This window comes from Pelagibacterium sediminicola, assembly GCF_003390885.1.
GTDB classification, from domain to species: domain Bacteria; phylum Pseudomonadota; class Alphaproteobacteria; order Rhizobiales; family Devosiaceae; genus Pelagibacterium; species Pelagibacterium sediminicola.
In genome coordinates this window covers 46,711-65,116 of the sequence record NZ_QMEL01000009.1, presented here as the reverse complement: position 1 = coordinate 65,116, position 18,406 = coordinate 46,711, and the positions used below count along the sequence as shown (strand labels likewise).

Below are 18,406 nucleotides of genomic sequence, written 5' to 3'. Positions count from 1 at the left end.
GAAAAGGTGAAAATCGGGTCCGCCGCACCGCGGACGGCCCCGTCGTAAATGATAGAGATCGCTATCGTCGCAGGGCTGATCCTGCTCAACGGCGTGTTCGCCATGTCCGAACTCGCCATCGTCTCTTCCCGCAAGGCCCTCCTGAGAGCCATGGCCGAAAAAGGCCAGCGCGGCGCGTCATCCGCGCTCGCGCTCACCGAGAACCCCGGCAAGTTTCTCTCGACCGTGCAGATCGGCATCACGCTGGTGGGCATCGTCGCGGGCGCTTTTTCGGGCGCGACACTGGGCGGCATGCTCCGGGACGGGCTGCTCGAAGCCGGGCTGCCGCTCGCAGCCGCCCAGCCGCTCGGCTACGGTGGCGTCGTCGCCGTCATCACCTACCTTTCGGTGGTGGTGGGCGAGCTGGTGCCCAAGCAATTCGCCCTGCGCAATTCCGAAACCATCGCCTGCCTCATCGCCCCGCCCATGACCATGCTCTCGGTCATGGCCGCTCCGGTGGTCTGGCTGCTCGATGCGTCCACACGCCTCATTTTCCGCCTGTTCGGCCTCTCCGAAGTCGCCGAGAACATGGTCACCGAGGAGGAGATCAAGTCCATGGTCGCCGAAGCCGCCGAAACCGGGGTGATCGAGCGCGACGAAAAGATGATGATCGCCAGTGTCCTGCGCCTCTCCGATGGCAACGCCCGTGCCCTGATGACCCCGCGCACCGATGTGGAATGGATCGATATCGAGGATACCCCGAAGGCCATCAAGGCAGTCCTCGACAGCACGCGCCATTCGCGGCTCCCGGTGGCCGAGGGCCATCCGGACAACATCATCGGCATCGTTATCGTGCGCGATTATTTTGCCGCCGGCTCGCCAGAACCCGTGCCCGCCCTGCGCAAGCTCATCCGCACGGCCCCGGTCGTCCCCGATACGCTCGGCGCGCTCCAGGTTCTCGACCGCCTGCGCGAATCCGACGAACCCATTGTGCTGGTGCATGACGAATACGGGCATTTCGAGGGGATCGTCACCCCTGCGGACCTGCTCGAAGCCATCGCCGGGGTGTTCCGGTCCGATATCGAGGTGGGCGAGGAAGACGACGTGATCCAGCGTGAAGATGGCTCCTGGCTGCTCGCGGGCAGTCTTCCCGCCCCCCGGCTCACCGACATCCTGGATATCCCTGTCCCCCTCAAACGCGACTACGAAACCGCCGCCGGCTTCCTGCTCGAAGCACTCCAGCATCTGCCACGTACCGGCGAAAGCATCACGATCGAGGGCTGGAAACTCGAAGTCGTGGACATGGACGGCCGCCGCATCGACAAGATCCTGGCAAGCCGGATTGCAAGCGGCAATTAGGGCATTTCAGGTTTTGACGGAATCAAGAAGGTCCGTGTCCGCCGAGGCACTCTTCTGGTCCCCGGTAATAAATACCGGGGTGACATTGGAGGGAGGGCGCCAGCAGAAAACACCATTGTCATTCCGGCATTTATTGCCGGAATCCAGCGCAATGCAACTCCAAGAGGGCGGAAGCTGGGTGTTTCCATCAAAATCTGAAACGAGCTAGTCCGCCCCAATCGTCTCCATTCCCCTCCGTCGTCACCCGGTTCATCCGGGTGATCCAGCCTCCAATTTAAAGAAAAACCGGCAGCTTCCCGCGATCGAGGATGAGCAGCCATGGGCTTTGCGTGCCCGGTGCGACCTCGATCCTGATCTCATCGGCCACGGCGCTGTTGGAGGTTCCGATCTTCTGGCCCTGTTCCATTTCAAGCCCATCGAGCGGGTAGAACAGCCCTTCAGAGCCCGCAAACGCCGTCCGCCCCAGCGGATAGATCGATACCCGCGCGCCGCGGCCCACGCCAAGCCGGATCGATCCAGAAACCCCGACCGCCAGATCGTGTTCGTCGACAAGGATGATCCGGCGCGTCGCGGCGGCCTTGGTCACCGCGTGCAGCGCGGCGAGCGTGTGGTCGAACCGCCCCCCGGTCATCCCGAGCGCCAGCGTCAGCGGCGCGGCGGTCATCAAAAGCGCCTTCTCGAAATCGGTGGTTTCCTGATCGGTGACCGTTATCACCCGTGTCGCCCGTGGCAGTGCTGAAAGGTCGCGCACCGAATCCATGTCCCCGATCACCGCATCGGGCACCAGCCCCGTCTCGACGATCCGGTCGGCACCCGCATCGGCGCCCACAAGGCCCGCCGCGTGGCCCGCAAGTTTGCGCAACAGGGCATGCTCCACCGTACCGCCCCCGACAATGAGGAGCGGGCCATCGAACCGAAGCGGAAGATCGGCAGGTCCGGGCGCCTCTTGCGCCTGTGCGTGGGGAGCTATAGTGTTGCCTCGTCTCGCTGGGGTGTTCCGGAAAACCGGAGCTGAGAAAAACCCATTGAACCTGAACCAGGTCATGCTGGCGGAGGAAGTTCGAGATGGCAAGCGTCATTGCGCGCCCATTGCCATTTGCTGTTTCCCCTTGTTCCAGAACTGACCGCATCGCTGGCCCACCGGAGATGTCTCCGGCCATCTGAAGAGGGATGACCCATGATCCGTTTTGAGAAAATGAGCCTTGTTGCGGTTGCGCTGGGGGCGCTTGCCCTTCCCACGCACGCACAGACGCCGACGCTCACCGTTTACACCTACGACGCGTTTGCCGCCGAATGGGGGCCCGGTCCCCAGCTCAAGGAAGGTTTTGAGGCCCATTGCGGCTGCACCATCGATTTCGTTGCCGCCGATTCTTCGATCGGCGCGCTGCGCCGCGCCCAGCTCGAAGGCGACGCCACCCAGGCCGACATCGTGCTCGGGCTCGACACGGCAACCATCGGAGAGGGCCGCGCCAGCGGACTTTTCACCGAGCACGGGCTGACGCTCGATGATCTCGACATCCCGCTCGACTGGGCCGATCCCGCCTTCGCGCCGTTCGACTACGGCTATTTCGCCTTTGTCTACAACACCGAAGAACTGCGCGACCCGCCAGCGAGCTTTGAGGACCTGGTCGCCCTGCCGTCCGATTTCAAGATCGTCATCCAGGACCCGCGCGCCTCGACCACCGGGCTGGGGCTGGTCCTGTGGATCAAGGCGGTTTACGGCGAGCGCGCCCCGGAAATCTGGGAAGGCCTTGCGCCCAACATCCTGACCATCACCAATGGCTGGTCGGAATCCTACGATCTGTTCCTTGCCGGCGAGGCGGACATGGTCCTCTCCTACACCACCTCCCCCGCCTATCACATCGTCGCCGAGGACGATCATCGCTATGCAGCGGCCAAGTTCGAAGAAGGCCACTACACCCAGATCGAAGTCGCGGGCATTCTTGCGTCTAGCCCCAATATCGAACTGGCGCAGGAATTTCTCGACTGGCTTGTCACCCCCGAGGCGCAGGCCATCATCCCCACGACCAACTGGATGTATCCTGTCATCGAGCCCGAAGGCGGGATCGAGGAAGGCTTTAACGCCATGATCGACCCCTCCCCCGCCCTGCTGCTCGACGCCGACGAGGTGACCGCCAACACCCGCGCATGGATCGACGAGGCGTTCTCGGCGTTGCGTTGACAGGCCGGACAATGACAGGGGAGTAGGAAGAAGGGCTACCGCAAATGGATTTGCCTTTGTGGCTTCACCCCTCCCCAACCCTCCCCATCAAGGGGAGGGTGCTTCCTTTTCCTGGGCACGTCCAAACGCACAAGGCCAGCACCTCCCCCCTTGTGGAGGAGGTTGGGAGGGGGGGCGGCGTTAGCCGAACAGTTAGCGAAGCGCTCCAAGGCAGAGCATAAATCGAAAGCCCCGCCCCTCAAAAAAAGACCATGATGTGATGAACAAGAGAACGGACGATATCGGTGGTTCCCCACGTCCCTGGCGGCAGGGGCGGCGTATGGCCGGGCGGGTCATTGCCCTTTGCGTTGCGCTTCTGATCGCGGCCCTGCTCCTGGCGCTTGCTGTTGCGGGGCAACGCTTTGCTTCTACCGGGTCGGCCGCCACCGACATTGCCCATCTCGTGCGCATGTCGGTCATTCAGGCCGGGCTTTCGACGCTGCTTTCCCTTCTTGCCGGCGCGCTCACCGCATGGTCGCTCGATCGCCTGCGCTTTGCCGGACGCGGCTTTGTGGTCGGGCTTTTATCGACGGCGCTGGTACTGCCCTCGCTGGTCATCATATCCGGCCTCATCGCCGTCTGGGGCCGCAATGGCTGGATCAATGTCCTGCTTAATCCTCTGGGACTCTCATCAGGTTCGGTCATCTTCGGTCTGGAGGGAATCCTCGCCGCCCATGTGCTGCTCAACGGCGCCCTGGCCGCGCGTGTCTTTCTCGACCGGCTCGAAGCCACCCCCCCCGAAAAGCTCAAGCTGGGCCGAAGCCTCGGACTTTCCCCGCTTCGCCGTTTTGCGATCATCGACCTCCCCGCCCTTGCCGGCTCTGCGCCGGGCGTTAGCGCGACCATATTCCTCTTGTGCTTTACGAGCTTTCCCATCGTTCTCGTCCTCGGCGGCGGGCCGGCCAACCAGACGCTGGAAGTCGCCATCTATGAATCGGTGCGGCTCGATTTCGATCTGGGCAAGGCGGTGGGGCTCGCCCTTGTCCAGCTTGCCGCCTGCGCGGCCATCATCATTCCCGCCTCGCGCTTTGCCCCTGTTTCGACGCTTTTCGGGCGCCGCAGCCTCATGCACTGGCCCGATGGGGGCGTCGTGGCCGTGGTTCAGACCGTGATACTGACGATCCTGCTCGCCATGTTCATCATGCCGCTCCTTGCCGTCCTGATACGTGGCGCAGGCCCGGCGTTAATCCCGGTCCTGCAACAGCCCGCCTTCTGGGCCGCATTCCGCACCAGCCTCGTTCTGGGGACCCTCAGCGCCGGACTTGCCGTATCATTGGCCATCGGGCTAGGCATGTCGCGCGCGCTCGAAGCCCCAAATGCGGCTGCCAGAACCCTTTTGGGGCTTCCCGTTTTCGCTTACCTGGCGGTCCCCGCCGTGGTGCTCGCCCTGGGCTTTTTCCTCCTGGCAAGGCTGCTGGGCATCTCCACCGGCCTTGCCGCGCCCGTTGTCCTCGTCCTTGCCAATGCGCTGATCGCCCTGCCCTTTGCCTTCGCCATATTGAGCCCTCCGCTGGAGGCGCTGGCAAAACAGCACGAAAAGCTCATCCGCTCGCTCGGCCTGTCGGGCGCCGGCCAATGGTTGCGGATCGAATGGCCGCTGCTGGGGCGTGCCACCGGTTACGCGCTCGCGGTGTCTTTCGTCTTTTCGCTTGGCGACCTTGGCGTCATCTCGCTGTTCGGCACCGCCGATTTTTCCACCCTGCCCTGGTACATGTATCGCGCCTTTGGCGCCTACCGCACGCAGGACGCCGAAGCGATTGCCGCACTGCTGCTGGCGCTGAGCCTTGCCGCCTTTCTTCTCATCCCCAAAATGCTCGAAGTCCTGATCCATGCTCGAAATCGCTAGCCTTACCTTCCGCCACAAGGGTGGCGACACGACCTACCATTTCGATATGAGCGTCCGCGCGGGGGAAATCGTCGGGCTCACGGGCCCCTCGGGGTCCGGCAAGTCGACCCTTCTCGATCTCATCGCGGGCTTTCTCATTCCCGCAAGCGGCGATATCCGGCTATCGGGCCGTTCGATCCTTCCCCTTGCGCCGGAAGACCGGCCGGTCTCGATCCTTTTCCAGCACGACAATCTTTTCGAGCACCTCTCCGCCGGCGCCAATGTCGCACTCGGGCTTGGAAAGCGCGCGCGTGCCACCGATCCCGTCGTCGTCGAGGGCCTCGACCGCATGGGGCTGGAGGGTTATGCGAAGCGTCGGGCCGGAACGCTGTCAGGCGGACAAAAACAGCGCGTCGCGCTGGCGCGCACCTTGCTGCGCAACCGCCCCATCCTGCTGCTCGATGAACCGTTCACCGGGCTGGACGAGGCAACCGCTGGCCCGGTCCGCGCCATGCTGTCCGACCTCGTGCGGACCCAGCAATGGCACGCAATCCTCGTTTCCCACCAGCGCGAGGACATCCAGGCGCTGGCCGCCCGGACCTACGCCATCGCCGATGGAAAGGCGCGGCCCGCCTGAACTGAGCGCTATTCGGCCTCGGTCTCCGCCTCGGCGGCGCTTTCCGCGTCAAGCGCGTCCCAGGCCGCCATCACCTCGTCGAAGATCGCCGCGCCCTCCTCGCTCTTTTCAAGCGTGAGAATGGCGCGCCGCCCCGTGCCATAGACCATCGCAAGGTCTATCCAGCTCCGGTCGCGCAACAGCGCCACATTGGCCTCGACGTCACGCTCGGACGCGCTCGACAGCGCAAAGAGGAACGAGTTGCCCACGATGCGTGCCGACGCGCCGGTCAGGGGCTGGCCCTGCACCAGTTCCTCGTCCTTGAGCAGGACGCCCGGAAGGTTGGCGATCGAGCCGCCAACGAAGCTCTCGGCGAGCTTGAAATTGACTTCCATCAGATGGCTGGCGGGCAGGTTGGTATCGGCATTGCGCCTTATCAGCAGGTCGAGATCGAGATTGCGCGCCGGGATCGTCGCATGCGCGGTGATCGTGGGATGACCCAACTCGTCCGACCCGCGCGCCCATTCGACCGACCCCGAATAGGGCACGGCCCCCACGGCCCCGCTCGCCTGCTCCTCGAGCAGCAGCGATTGCGGCCCGGCGGCGGCGGCTTCGATAGCCTCCTCGGAAATGGTTTCCTCGGCGCCATTGAGGCTTTCTTCCGCCTCGGCGGGCAAGCGGTCTTCAAAGGCGATTTCGGGTTCGCCTCCCGCCTGCCCCGGCGTTTCGGTTTCAACGAAGGGCAGTTCTTCGCCCGGCATGGCTTCGCCGTTGACGCCGGGCGTTTCGGGCACTTCCGGCGTGGTATTGCCCGCAGGCTCCGGCACCGCCTCAAGCTGGGTGCCATCGACTTCGGCGACGTCATTGGAAGGCTCGGCCGGGCTGCTCTGGGCAAAGATCGCGTTCAGATCGATCGACCCCTGCTGCCAGGCCCAGAAGCCCACGGCACCGCCCCCGCCGAGCAAAAGCACGGCGATGAGCAGGAAAACCGTCAGCGCGCCCACACCGCGCGGCGTCCCATCCGCGGCCTCGTCAGTTGCCCTGTCCTCCTCTTCGGGCAAGGGGACATCGGATGCGGGCGTTGCGTCCTTCTCATCCGGCGTCTCGCCGCGCGCCTCCCGGTCGAGCGCGGCAATCGCGCGATCTATCGCCACCTGCGCGTCCGAAACCTCGGCATCGAAGCGCGGCGCGGGCTCAAGCTCGACCTCGCGCACGCTCGACATGGCGGCGGCGATCACCGCCTCAGGTTCGGCTGTGCTGTCCTTGCCACGCGCCAAAGGCCGTCCGTGCAGGTCGACAAGCGGGGTTGCGACGCGCGGTTCAACCTCGCGCGGCGAAGCGATGAAATGGTGTTCGGGTTCAGGCGCGACGTCCGGCCCGGGCGCGGGATCGTCCAATAAGGGTGGCGCGTCATCGAAGGCGGGCTCGGGCACCACCGCTTCCTCGGCGGCATCCTGAGGTTCCTCGACCGTTGCGGCCTCCGCCTCGGCGATGATGTCCTCGATCGAAGACGAACTCGCGACGGTGAACGATTGGGCGGGCTCGGACGCCGGAACCAGCACCGGTTCCTCGAACCGGTCGCTCTCGCCGTCATCGCCTGCGTCCGGCTCGATATCCTCGACGGTATCGTCGAACACAGGCTCCGGCTCGACCGCCTCCGCTTCCTCGTATTGCGGTTCTTCCTCCGCTACCGGTTCCTCGTCAACGATCGGTTCTTCAGCCTCGATCATTTCGGGTTCGGCCGGGACCGGCGCGGGCGGTTCGTCCTCGACCTCCCGCAAGCGGCCAAGCAGCCTGTCGGTCGCTTCCTGCTCGACCTGGCGGATGCAGTCTTCCAGATTAAGGCGATGTGTCGTGATTTCGCGCGCCGGAAGGGGCGGCTCGATCGCCCGCAATTGGGTCACCAATGCCCCCCGCGCCTTTTCATAAACGGCGCGGCGATTGGCGCCGGTATTTTCCGGCAGGGCATCGATCGCCCTGCGCAAGAGTTCACGATAATCGGCCATTATCTACTCAACATTCACTTTTCGCCGATGGTTCTAACAAAAATGTTTGACTCAAGGAAACTCAATCTTGGAACGGGTCCTGGACCAGTATTGTGTCTTCCCGTTCGGGGCTCGTCGACAATAGTGCGACCGGCGCGCCGATGAGTTCTTCCACATGCCGCACATATTTGACCGCCTGGGCCGGCAATTCGGCCCAACTGCGCGCGCCCGCGGTCGTTTCCTTCCATCCCTCCAGCGTCTCGTATATCGGCTTGACTCGGCTTTGTGCCCCCATTGAGGCGGGTAGGTAATCGATGCGTTCGCCATCGAGTTCGTAGCCGACGCAGATCTTGATCTCGTCCAGCCCGTCGAGCACGTCGAGCTTGGTGAGCGCGATCCCGTGGATACCCGAGGTTCTGACCGTCTGGCGCACGATCACCGCGTCGAACCAGCCGCAGCGCCGCTTGCGCCCCGTGACGACGCCGAACTCGCGGCCCTTTTCGCCAAGGAACTGCCCGATCTCGTTTTCCTGTTCGGTCGGGAACGGACCTTCCCCCACCCGCGTCGTATAGGCCTTGGTGATCCCCAGCACATAATCGACCGCCGCCGGCCCCAGCCCGGAACCGGTCGCGGCCTGCCCGGCCACCGTGTTGGAGGAGGTGACGAACGGATAGGTTCCGTGGTCGTTGTCGAGCAACGCCCCCTGCGCACCCTCGAAAAGAATGCGCTCGCCCCGGCGGCGGCGTTCATCGAGGTGCTCCCACACCCGGTCCATGAAGGGCAGGATCCTGTCCTTGACGCTCGACAATTCCTCATGGATCGCCTGCGCGCCGATTTCCGGTGCGCCCATGCCACGCCGCAGCGCATTATGGTGGACGAGCAGGCGATCGATCTTGGCCATCAAGGTTTCGGGTTCGGCAAGATCGCACAGCCGGATCGCCCGGCGCCCCACCTTGTCCTCATAGGCCGGGCCGATCCCGCGCCGCGTCGTGCCGATCTTGAGCCCGGAATTGGAATCCTCGCGCAACGCGTCGAGTTCGCGATGCAGCGACAGGATGAGCGGCGCATTCTCGGCGATCCGCAGCACTTCGGGGGTGACCGGTATGCCCTGCCCCTCGATTTTTTCCACCTCGGCGACGAAATGGTGCGGATCGACCACCACCCCATTCCCGATCACCGAAAACTTGCCGCGCACCAGCCCCGAGGGCAGCAGCGAGAGCTTGTAGCTCACCCCGTCGATGACCAGCGTATGGCCCGCATTATGGCCGCCCTGATAGCGCACCACCACATCGGCGCGCTCGGAAAGCCAGTCGACGATCTTGCCCTTGCCCTCGTCGCCCCACTGCGAGCCGACCACAACCACATTCGCCATTTGCGCGCCTTGTCTCTTCGGTTAGTTCTGACCGCCCCAAATATCCATGCTATGTGGGACGAAACGCTGATAAGTCCCCGGTGTATAAAGCACAAGACCCACCATGACAAAACCCGATCCCGCCCCCGCGTCCCCGGCCAGTCCCGGGGCTACCATAATGTCGCGGCCTTACCTGCTGCTGACCCTTTCCGCCCTGTTCTGGGGCGGCAACATCATTGCCGGCAAATTCGCCATCGGCGAGATCGACCCGTTCGGCCTTTCTTCCCTGCGCTGGATCGTGGCTTTCGTGCTCATCGCACCCTTCGCCTGGGGCACAGTACGCAGGGAATGGGCCGAGATCCGGCGCGGCATCGGCTGGCTGGCCTTTTACGGCGCCATCGGCTTCACCTCGTTCAACGCGTTGCTCTACGGTTCGGCGATCTACACCACCGGCGTCAACATCGCCATGATCCAGGCCGCCATTCCGATTCTGGTGATGGTGGGCAATTTCGCGATCTTCCGGGTGCGGGCCTCGGCTTTACACGTTATCGGGGTCGTGCTGACCATTTACGGGGTCGTCCACGTGGCCACCCATGGCGCACCGGCGCGACTCTTGGGCCTCGATCTCAATATCGGCGACGGCATGATCCTGCTCGCCTGCGTGCTCTATGCGCTCCACTCCCTGATGCTGCGCCACAAGCCGCGTATCGGCTGGGTGAGCTTTATCGCCACGACCAGCTTTTTCGCCGCCATCGCCGCGCTGGTCTATCAGATGCTGTTTGCAGGGGGCGTGGAAGGGCTTGTGCGCGACGCAGCGGCGATGAGCGCCAGGGGCTGGTTCGTCGTCCTTTACGTCGCGCTATTGCCCTCGATCGTCGCGCAGGCGACCTATGCGCGGGGCGTCGAGTTGATCGGCCCCAACCGCGGTAGTCTGTTCATCAACCTGATCCCGGTGTTCGGCGCGCTGTTGTCCGTCCTGCTGCTGGGCGAAACCATCGAGATGTTCCACGCCATCGCCGCGCTCTTCATCATCGGCGGCATCGTCCTTGCCGAAAAAGCCGCCCGGCGCACCCGCCCGCTCATCGTAGGGTCATGAAAAAGGCCGGAGCGGCGCTCCGGCCTTCTTCGTCCCTTCTCCACTCAACGGTCAGACGTCGAATATCAGCCGCTTGGCCTGCACGACGCCTTCGAGCGCCGCGATCTGGGAAAGTTGGGCATCGGCCAGCACATCGTCGATCGAAAGCAACGCGATGGCATCCTTGCCCTGCTCGAGTCGCCCGAGGTTGAAGTTGGCGATATTGATGCCCAGCGTGCCCAGAAGCGTACCCAGTCGGCCGATGAAGCCCGGCTTGTCCTCGTTGGTGATGTAAAGCATCGAGGGCGTCAGTTCGGCCTCGAGATTGATCCCCTTGACCTGGATGATGCGCGGGATGCCGCCCGCAAACACCGTGCCCGCAACCCCGCGTTCCTGACGCTCGGTAAGAACCGTCAGGCGGATATAGTTGTCGTACGCCCCCTGCTGGCCGCGGTTGACCGTTTCGACCGCGATGCCGCGATCCCTCGCCAGCACCGGCGCCGAGACCATGTTGACATCACCCAGCAGGGGCTTCAGCACCCCGTTAAGCGCGGCGGCGACCATGGGACGGGTGTTGAGTTCGGCGACATCGCCCTCGAACTCGATCCGCACACCCTTGATCGCCGTTTCCGTGAGCTGGCCGGCGAACGAACCGAGCAGTTCGGCGAGCTTGACGAACGGGGTGAGGCGGGGGGCTTCCTCGGCCGATATCGAGGGGAAGTTGAGCGCATTGGTCACTTCGCCGGTGTTGAGATAGGCCGAAATCTGCTCGGCCACCTGCAGCGCAACATTTTCCTGCGCCTCGGTGGTCGATGCGCCAAGATGGGGAGTGCAGATGACGTTGGGCAGGGAAAACAGCGGATTGTCCACCGCCGGTTCGGTCTCGAACACGTCGAGCGCCGCACCCGCGACCTTGCCCGATTCGAGCGCCGCCTTGAGCGCGGCCTCGTCGATCAGCCCGCCCCGTGCGCAGTTGACGATGCGCACGCCGTCCTTCATCTTCCCGAACGCCTCGGCGTTGAGGATATTGCGGGTCGCATCGATCAGCGGGGTGTGGAGCGTGATGAAATCGGCGCGCGCCAGAAGCTCGTCCAGTTCCACCTTCTCAACGCCCAGATCGACGGCGCGTTCGGGCGTCAGGAACGGGTCGTAGGCCACGACCTTCATCTGCAGCCCCTGAGCGCGGTTGGCAACGATCGAGCCGATATTGCCCGCCCCGATCAGCCCGAGCACCTTGCTGGTCACCTCGACACCCATGAAGCGGTTCTTTTCCCACTTGGAGGCGCGGGTCGAAACGTCGGCCTCCGGAATCTGCCGCGCCAGCGCCAGCATCAGCGATATGGCGTGTTCGGCGGTGGTGATCGAATTGCCGAAGGGGGTGTTCATCACGATGATGCCCTTGGCGGTCGCCGCCGGAATATCGACATTGTCGACCCCGATCCCGGCGCGCCCGATCACCTTGAGATTGGCCGCCGCCGCGATTAGCTTTTCGGTCACCTTGGTCGCCGAGCGGATGGCGAGCCCGTCATACTGCCCGATCACCTCGAGCAGCTTGTCCTTGTCCTTGCCCAGATCGGGCAGATAATCCACCTCGACCCCGTTATCCTTGAAGATCTGCACCGCCGTGGGCGAGAGCTTGTCCGAAACCAGTACCTTGGCCATCTTGGCCTCCATCGAATTTTTTAAAACCTGAGTGAGCCCCCTCATCCGCCCCTTCGGGGCACCTTCTCCCACGAGGGGAGAAGGGCAGATTCTGCGAATGTTTCGGCTTTTGAGCCCCCCTCTCCCCTCGTGGGAGAGGGGCTGGGGGTGAGGGGGCCAGCGATGCTTGTCTCAAGCGCTGAGCGCTGCCGCCTTCTCTTGCGCAAACGCCCAATCGAGCCACGGCACGAGCTTTTCGAGATCGGCCGCCTCGACCGTCGAGCCGCACCAGATGCGGAAGCCCGAAGGCGCGTCGCGATAGGCGCCGATGTCGTAGGCGACGCCCTCCTTGTCGAGCCGGGAGACGACGGCCTTGGCAAGCTTGGCCTGAACATCGGCATCGAGCGCCGCAACTTGCGGGTCGACGATCTTGAGGCACACCGAAGTGTTCGAGCGCAGCGCCGGGTCGGCACACAGGAAATCCACCCAGTCCGTCCTTGCCACCCAATCGGCGATAACTTTTGCGTTGGCGTCCGCGCGGCCCTGCAGGCCCTTCAGCCCGCCCACCGACAGCCCCCACTCCATGGCGTCGATTGCGTCCTCGACGCAGAGCATCGAGACAGTGTTGATGGTGGCGCCCTCGAACACATCGGCCATCAGCTTGCCGCCCTTGGTCAGCCGGAAGATTTTCGGCAGCGGGCGGTTGGCCGGAGTAAAGCTCTCGAGCCGCTCGACGGCGCGCGGCGAAAGAATGAGGATGCCGTGCGCGGCCTCCCCCCCCAGCACTTTCTGCCAGGAGAAGGTCACCACATCGAGCTTGGAAAAATCCATGTCCTGCGCGAAGGCCGACGAGGTGGCGTCGCAGATCGTCAGCCCCTCGCGATCGGCCGCGATCCATTCCGCATCCGGCACGCGCACGCCCGAGGTCGTTCCGTTCCAGGTAAAGACCACATCGCGGGTAAAATCGACCGCCGAAAGGTCCGACAGTTCGCCATATTCGGCCTTGAGCACGCGGACGTCGTCAAGCTTCAACTGCTTCTGAACATCGGTCACCCAGCCCGCGCCGAACGATTCCCAGGCGAGCATATCGACGCCCCGGGCACCCAACATGCCCCACAGCGCCATCTCCACCGCGCCGGTATCGGACGCGGGCACGATGCCGATGAGATAATCGCCCGGAACCTCTAACAGTTCGCGGGTCAACTCGATGGCCCGCTGGATACGCGCCTTGGCGGGTTTGGCCCGATGGGACCGCCCGACCAGCGCACCGGCCAATGCCTCGACCGTCCAGCCGGGACGCTTCGTGCAGGGACCTGAAGAAAAATTGGGATTGGCCGGACGCACGTCCGGAAGCGCGGCATTGGCCGCAAGAATATCTGTCATGTCGCTCCATCCTTCCAGATGGGTCGTCCCTCGTTGGGGAGGGATGGCCCGCTGACGCGTATATTGGAAGGGGATGGCGAGCGCAAGGGGGGAGATGTTTTTGCGCGCCGGAAGCCGGGCACGGAAAAGCCGGGAGCCCTCGCGAGCCCCCGGCCTGAAAATTGGGAAGATATTTCGCGCGTCTAATGCAGATCGAAGAACGCGAACCGGATGACGAACAGTGCCGCCACCAGCCAGGTCGCGGCGTGGACGACATTGGCCTTACCGCTCACCGCCTTGATGACCGCATAGGAGATGAAGCCGATGGCAAGACCGTTGGCGATCGAATAGGTGAAGGGCATGGCCAGCGCCGTCAGGCCCGCCGGTACCGCTTCGGTGATGTCGTCCCACTCGATTTCCTTGAACTCGCGCATCATCAGGCACGCGACATAGATCAGCGCCGGGGCGGTGGCATAGGCCGGAACGGCGCCCGCCAGCGGCGCAAAGAACAGCGCCAGCAGGAACAGAATGGCGACGACCAGCGCGGTCAGCCCGGTCCGTCCGCCCGCCTGCACGCCTGAAGCGCTTTCGATATAGGCCGTGGTGCTGGAGGTGCCGAGCATCGAGCCGCCGATGATGGCGGTCGAGTCAGCGAGAAGGGCGCGACCCAGATTGTTGGGCTTGTCGGGCTCGATCAGCCCGGCGCGCTTGGCGACGCCGATGAGCGTACCCGTGGCATCGAATACCTCGACGAGAACGAAGACGAGGATCACCTGGAAGAACCCGAAGCTCAGCGCTCCGAGAATATCCATCTGGAACAGCGTCGGCATGATCGAGGGCGGCATGGACATGACCCCGCCGAACGCCTGCAACCCGAAGATCATGGCGATGGCGGTGACGGTCAGAATGCCGATCAGGATCGCGCCGCGAACCTTGAGCGCATCGAGCCCGGCCATGATGAACAGGCCCAGCACCGCCAGCAGCGCGCCCGGTGCGGTGAGATCGCCCAGCGCCACCATGGTCGCGGGATCGCCCACGACGATCCCCGCGCTATTGAGCCCGATCAGCGCCAGGAACATGCCGATACCCACGACAATCGCGCTTCTGAGCGATTGCGGGATGCCATCGATCAGCCATTTGCGCACCCCCGTCAGGGTGAGAACGAGGAAGATGACGCCCGAGATGAAGACCGCGCCAAGCGCCTGCTGCCAAGTGTACCCCATCGCCGCAACGACGGTGAAGGCGAAAAAGGCGTTGAGCCCCATGCCCGGCGCCATGGCGACCGGCCAGTTGGCGGCGAACGCCATGATGATGGTGCCGATTGCCGCGGCAAGGCAGGTGGCCACGAACACCGCGTCCCGGTCCATGCCCGTGGTGGACAGGATGTCGGGGTTGACGAAGATGATATAGGCCATCGTAAGAAACGTGGTGATGCCGGCCACCACTTCCGTGCGCACGGATGTGCCGTGCTCCTTGAGCTTGAAATAACTTTCCAGCACGCCTCTGAACTCCCCTGAGAAACCGGCGCCCTCGCCCTACGGATTGCGCCTGATGCCAAGGTTTGGTCACATTTGCGAGTCGCGCAAGAGGTGAGACGCTTTGACCCGGATTATTCGGTGGAGATTCTCCTCTCGGGGCTTTCCGCGCCGCCCCATATCACGAATCGGCAGAATTTTGCCCCCTTTTACGCGGCAAGCACCCAGCCAAAACAAAACGGCGCCCGGAGGCGCCGTCGATTGAAATGCCGTTGAAAGCCGGTCAGTTGAACCGGTAGCGCAGCGATGCGCGCAATTCGTGGATGAGCGCGTGATCGATGTGATAGGGGCTCGGCGCGGTCGAGTTCTCGATCCGGTTGATATAGAGCCCACGATAGCCCAGATCGGCGACCAGCGCGCCAAAATCATAGCCGACACCGACCATGCCCGCCGCCGCAAAGCTGGTATTGCTGCCCCAGTTGGTCGCCGCAGTGGCACCCGGTTCAACATTGCCCATGCGGTTGAAGGCTAGACCAGCGCCCGCACCGACATATCCAAATGCACCACCCGCTGCCGAAAGGCCAATATCACCAAGACCGAAATCATAGTAGACGTTGGCGAGCGCAATGGTCGAGCGCAGATGCAGGTCGTGACGTCCCAGCGCAACCGGCCCGGCGCCGGTAATTACCGTGGACATGCCATCATTATGGAGGTGGTCGAGGGTGACGTCGAACCGCAGTCCATCCCCCGTTTCAAAGCCCGCGCCAATACCGGCGCTGTAGCCTACGCCCATACGGTCGATATCGAAGACTGACGGATTTTGACCAGGATGATTGACACGGTGGGCCCAGCCTAAATTACCCCCCAGGCTGCCCCGAAGATAAAACGACCCCTTGAGCCCCACATCGACAGGCGGGATATAGGGCGGCACGTAATCCTTGTAGACCGGGTAGTCGAAGGAAACCGGATCTGCTGCAAGTGCAGGAACAGAAACGATAGCCGCAACGCCCAGTGCAATAGATGCGACCAGTTTATTCATTGTTAACTTCCCCAACGCAGCACGAAATAGTCTTGTCGTTGAAGAAAGCTAGAGCAACTTCCTTAAAACCTGCTTAACCGTAATATTTAGCGGCGGAACGCATCACGCAACCTGGGCAATTGCCGTGACAATCTCGGAAACCACCTCGTTGACGAGCCCTGCATCGTCCCCCTCGCCCATCACCCGGATCAGCGGCTCGGTGCCCGATTCCCGGATCACGAGCCGCCCGTTTTCACCCAGCCGGGCCTCGGACGCGGCGATGAGCTGCTTGATGTGCTTGTCTTCGAGCGGCTTGCCGCGCTGGAAGCGCACATTCTGCAAAAGCTGCGGCACGGGCTCGAACTTGTGGCACACCTCCGAGACCGCTCGGCCCTCGGCCTTGACCACAGCAAGTACCTGCAGGGCGGCGACCAGCCCGTCACCGGTCGTCGTGAAATCGGAAAGGATGATGTGCCCGGACTGCTCCCCGCCCACATTGAAGCCCTTGCCGCGCATCGCTTCGAGCACGTACCGGTCGCCCACCCTTGTGCGTTCGAGCGAAAGCCCCTTGTTGTCAAGGAAGCGCTGCAGGCCCAGATTGGACATTACCGTTGCAACCAGCCCGCCGCCCTGCAGCGTGCCCGCCTCATGCCAGGATTGCGCGATCACCGCCATCAACTGGTCGCCATCGACCACATTGCCCAGTTCATCGACGATCAGCACGCGGTCCGCATCGCCATCGAGCGCGATGCCGATATCGGCGCGCACCTCCTTGACCTTTTCAATCAACAGCGCCGGTTCGGTCGAGCCGCACCCTTCATTGATATTGTAGCCATCGGGCGAAACCCCGATCGAGATGACCTCGGCCCCCAGCTCCCAGAACACTTCCGGGGCAGTCTTGTAGGCCGCGCCGTTGGCGCAATCGATCACCACCCGCAGGCCGGTGAAATCGACATCGCGATGCAGCGTCCGCTTGGCGTATTCGACATAGCGGGTGCGCGCTTCCTCGACCCGGCGTGCGCGCCCGATCTTCTGGCCCCGCGCAAGGCGCGGCCCCAGATCCTGGTCCATCAGCTTTTCGATTTCGAGCTCGGAGCTGTCGGAGAGCTTGTAGCCATCGGGGCGGAAAAGCTTGATGCCGTTGTCGGCGAACGGGTTGTGCGAGGCCGAGATCATCACCCCGATATCGGCGCGCATCGAGCGCGTGAGCATCGCCACCGCCGGGGTCGGCATCGGGCCGAGCAGGAGAACGTCCATGCCCACCGCGGTGAACCCCGCGGTCAGCGCGTTCTCGATCATATAGCCCGACCGCCGCGTATCCTTGCCGATCACCACGCGATGGGCGTAGTCGCCGCGCTTGAAGGAAAGCCCTGTCGCCATGCCGACCTTGAGCGCCAGCTCGGGGGTGAGCTTTCCGCCATTGACCAGCCCGCGAATTCCATCGGTGCCGAAATATTTGCGACCCATTGCCTCAAACCCTCGAAGTGCCAGCGCCAGACCCGATCATACTCTCATCCTCACAGCGACAAAAGCGGTCTTGATGCCCGGCGGTAAACGGGAAAAATTATCGATCAGTCATCATTGCGGCGTTTGAGAGACAAGAAGCGATAGGTATTGACCCTCTCGAACGCCTCGGGGCTGCGATAATCGGCCTTGAGCCGCGCAATGATATTCTCGCGCTCGGTCCTGGGCACGAAGAGCTTGTAGAGCCCGTTGGCGATCCATGCGAGAATGGGCCGCCTTGCCCGCAACAGCGAAATCACCTGATCGGCGAGCGGGGCAACAAATCCGCGATAGACCTGCTGGTCCACCGCCATGGTCTGCGCGGCGGCGGCGGTGACGTCGTGGTCCTTGTCGATCTCGAAGCCGTGGGCAGCGATCCGTTCGAGGAACAATGAATAGCGATGCCCCCCGCCCGGCTGCCGGTCGCCCTGATAGGCCTCGTCACGGAAGCAATCGGCAATGACGATCCGCCCGCCCGGCGCAAGGATCTGGCCGAGCTTTTCGAGGCTCACATCGAGATCGACATACTGGAAGCTTTCCGAAAAAAGGCACACATCGTAAGGTCCCGCCTCGGAAAAATCCTCGAATTTGGTCTCGAATACCCGCCCGTTCGCACCCAGCTTGTCGCGCGCGATCTCCGCCTGGATGTGGCTCGGCGTCACCATGTCGACCACATAGCCCTTGTCGAGCAGCAGCTTTGCCATCTCGCCCGTGCCCCCGCCGATATCGACCAGCCGCTTGGGCGCGGGGGGAATGAGGCTCAACAGCAGATCGACATAGCGTTCCTGCGCCATGCGCAATTGCGGGATGTTGGGCCGCTCGCCCGGCTCCCATAGCCCGTAATGCAGCCAGGGGCTATCCGCAAAGGTCTTGGCGACATGAACGTAAAGGTCCAGCCCTTCGGTCTTGGTATCGATCTTGGCCACGCGGGAAATCTCCGTTTGCGCCACTCGGTACTCAAGCGCGGCGGCAAAGACAAGGGGCACGCCCGATGAA

At 63.4% G+C, this 18,406-nt stretch carries 14 protein-coding genes and 1 riboswitch; of the genes, 5 read left to right on the top strand and 9 right to left on the bottom strand.

Going from position 1 to position 18,406, the window contains the following annotated elements; translation table 11 throughout:
• Positions 1-48 precede the first annotated feature (48 nt).
• Positions 49-1,338, top strand: a complete 1,290-nt coding sequence (locus DQG18_RS13510) for a hemolysin family protein (RefSeq protein ID WP_116654769.1) — start codon at positions 49-51, stop codon at positions 1,336-1,338.
• 274 nt (positions 1,339-1,612) lie between these two features.
• On the opposite strand, the gene DQG18_RS13505 is transcribed toward DQG18_RS13510, so the two are convergent.
• Positions 1,613-2,233, bottom strand: coding sequence for a thiamine diphosphokinase (locus DQG18_RS13505; RefSeq protein WP_281270420.1), 621 nt, complete (start codon positions 2,231-2,233; stop codon positions 1,613-1,615).
• Between the two features lie 83 nt (positions 2,234-2,316).
• Positions 2,317-2,413, top strand: a riboswitch (TPP riboswitch).
• 102 nt (positions 2,414-2,515) lie between these two features.
• Between DQG18_RS13505 and thiB the strand changes: the two genes are divergently transcribed.
• From thiB to DQG18_RS13490, 3 genes are all read left to right on the top strand, one after another.
• Complete coding sequence (thiB, locus tag DQG18_RS13500) at positions 2,516-3,520, top strand: thiamine ABC transporter substrate binding subunit (RefSeq protein ID WP_116654768.1); 1,005 nt, start codon at positions 2,516-2,518, stop codon at positions 3,518-3,520.
• Between the two features lie 259 nt (positions 3,521-3,779).
• Positions 3,780-5,405, top strand: a complete 1,626-nt coding sequence (locus DQG18_RS13495; RefSeq protein ID WP_157970164.1) for an ABC transporter permease family protein — start codon at positions 3,780-3,782, stop codon at positions 5,403-5,405.
• A complete protein-coding gene (locus DQG18_RS13490) occupies positions 5,389-6,021 on the top strand; it encodes an ATP-binding cassette domain-containing protein (protein ID WP_116654766.1) in 633 nt (210 codons plus the stop codon). The genes DQG18_RS13495 and DQG18_RS13490 overlap by 17 nt, the downstream gene beginning before the upstream one ends.
• Positions 6,022-6,029: 8 nt before the next feature.
• Here DQG18_RS13490 and DQG18_RS13485 read toward each other — a convergent pair whose 3' ends face one another.
• Together DQG18_RS13485 and DQG18_RS13480 are read right to left on the bottom strand one after the other, a co-directional pair.
• Positions 6,030-8,006, bottom strand: coding sequence for a hypothetical protein (locus DQG18_RS13485; protein ID WP_116654765.1), 1,977 nt, complete (start codon positions 8,004-8,006; stop codon positions 6,030-6,032).
• A gap of 61 nt (positions 8,007-8,067) precedes the next feature.
• Positions 8,068-9,357 carry an adenylosuccinate synthase gene (locus tag DQG18_RS13480; RefSeq protein ID WP_116654764.1) on the bottom strand — a complete coding sequence of 430 codons (1,290 nt, stop codon included), beginning with the start codon at positions 9,355-9,357 and terminating at the stop codon, positions 8,068-8,070.
• Positions 9,358-9,514: 157 nt separating this feature from the next.
• Here DQG18_RS13480 and DQG18_RS13475 point away from each other — a divergent pair, with 157 nt between their 5' ends.
• On the top strand, positions 9,515-10,432 hold the full coding sequence (locus DQG18_RS13475) for a DMT family transporter (RefSeq protein ID WP_198669772.1): 918 nt from the start codon (positions 9,515-9,517) through the stop codon (positions 10,430-10,432).
• A 51-nt stretch (positions 10,433-10,483) separates the two neighbouring features.
• Here DQG18_RS13475 and serA read toward each other — a convergent pair whose 3' ends face one another.
• From serA to DQG18_RS13445, 6 genes are all read right to left on the bottom strand, one after another.
• Positions 10,484-12,073, bottom strand: coding sequence for a phosphoglycerate dehydrogenase (gene serA / locus DQG18_RS13470; RefSeq protein ID WP_116654811.1), 1,590 nt, complete (start codon positions 12,071-12,073; stop codon positions 10,484-10,486).
• 171 nt (positions 12,074-12,244) lie between these two features.
• Entirely contained in the window at positions 12,245-13,435 is a 1,191-nt protein-coding gene (locus tag DQG18_RS13465; protein ID WP_116654762.1) for a phosphoserine transaminase, read from the bottom strand.
• 182 nt (positions 13,436-13,617) lie between these two features.
• Positions 13,618-14,913 carry an NCS2 family permease gene (locus DQG18_RS13460; RefSeq protein WP_116654761.1) on the bottom strand — a complete coding sequence of 432 codons (1,296 nt, stop codon included), beginning with the start codon at positions 14,911-14,913 and terminating at the stop codon, positions 13,618-13,620.
• Between the two features lie 259 nt (positions 14,914-15,172).
• On the bottom strand, positions 15,173-15,928 hold the full coding sequence (locus DQG18_RS13455) for an outer membrane protein (protein WP_116654760.1): 756 nt from the start codon (positions 15,926-15,928) through the stop codon (positions 15,173-15,175).
• Between the two features lie 102 nt (positions 15,929-16,030).
• Positions 16,031-17,374 carry a phosphoglucosamine mutase gene (gene glmM / locus DQG18_RS13450; RefSeq protein WP_116654759.1) on the bottom strand — a complete coding sequence of 448 codons (1,344 nt, stop codon included), beginning with the start codon at positions 17,372-17,374 and terminating at the stop codon, positions 16,031-16,033.
• Between the two features lie 104 nt (positions 17,375-17,478).
• Entirely contained in the window at positions 17,479-18,336 is an 858-nt protein-coding gene (locus DQG18_RS13445) for a class I SAM-dependent methyltransferase (RefSeq protein ID WP_157970163.1), read from the bottom strand.
• Positions 18,337-18,406 lie beyond the last annotated feature (70 nt).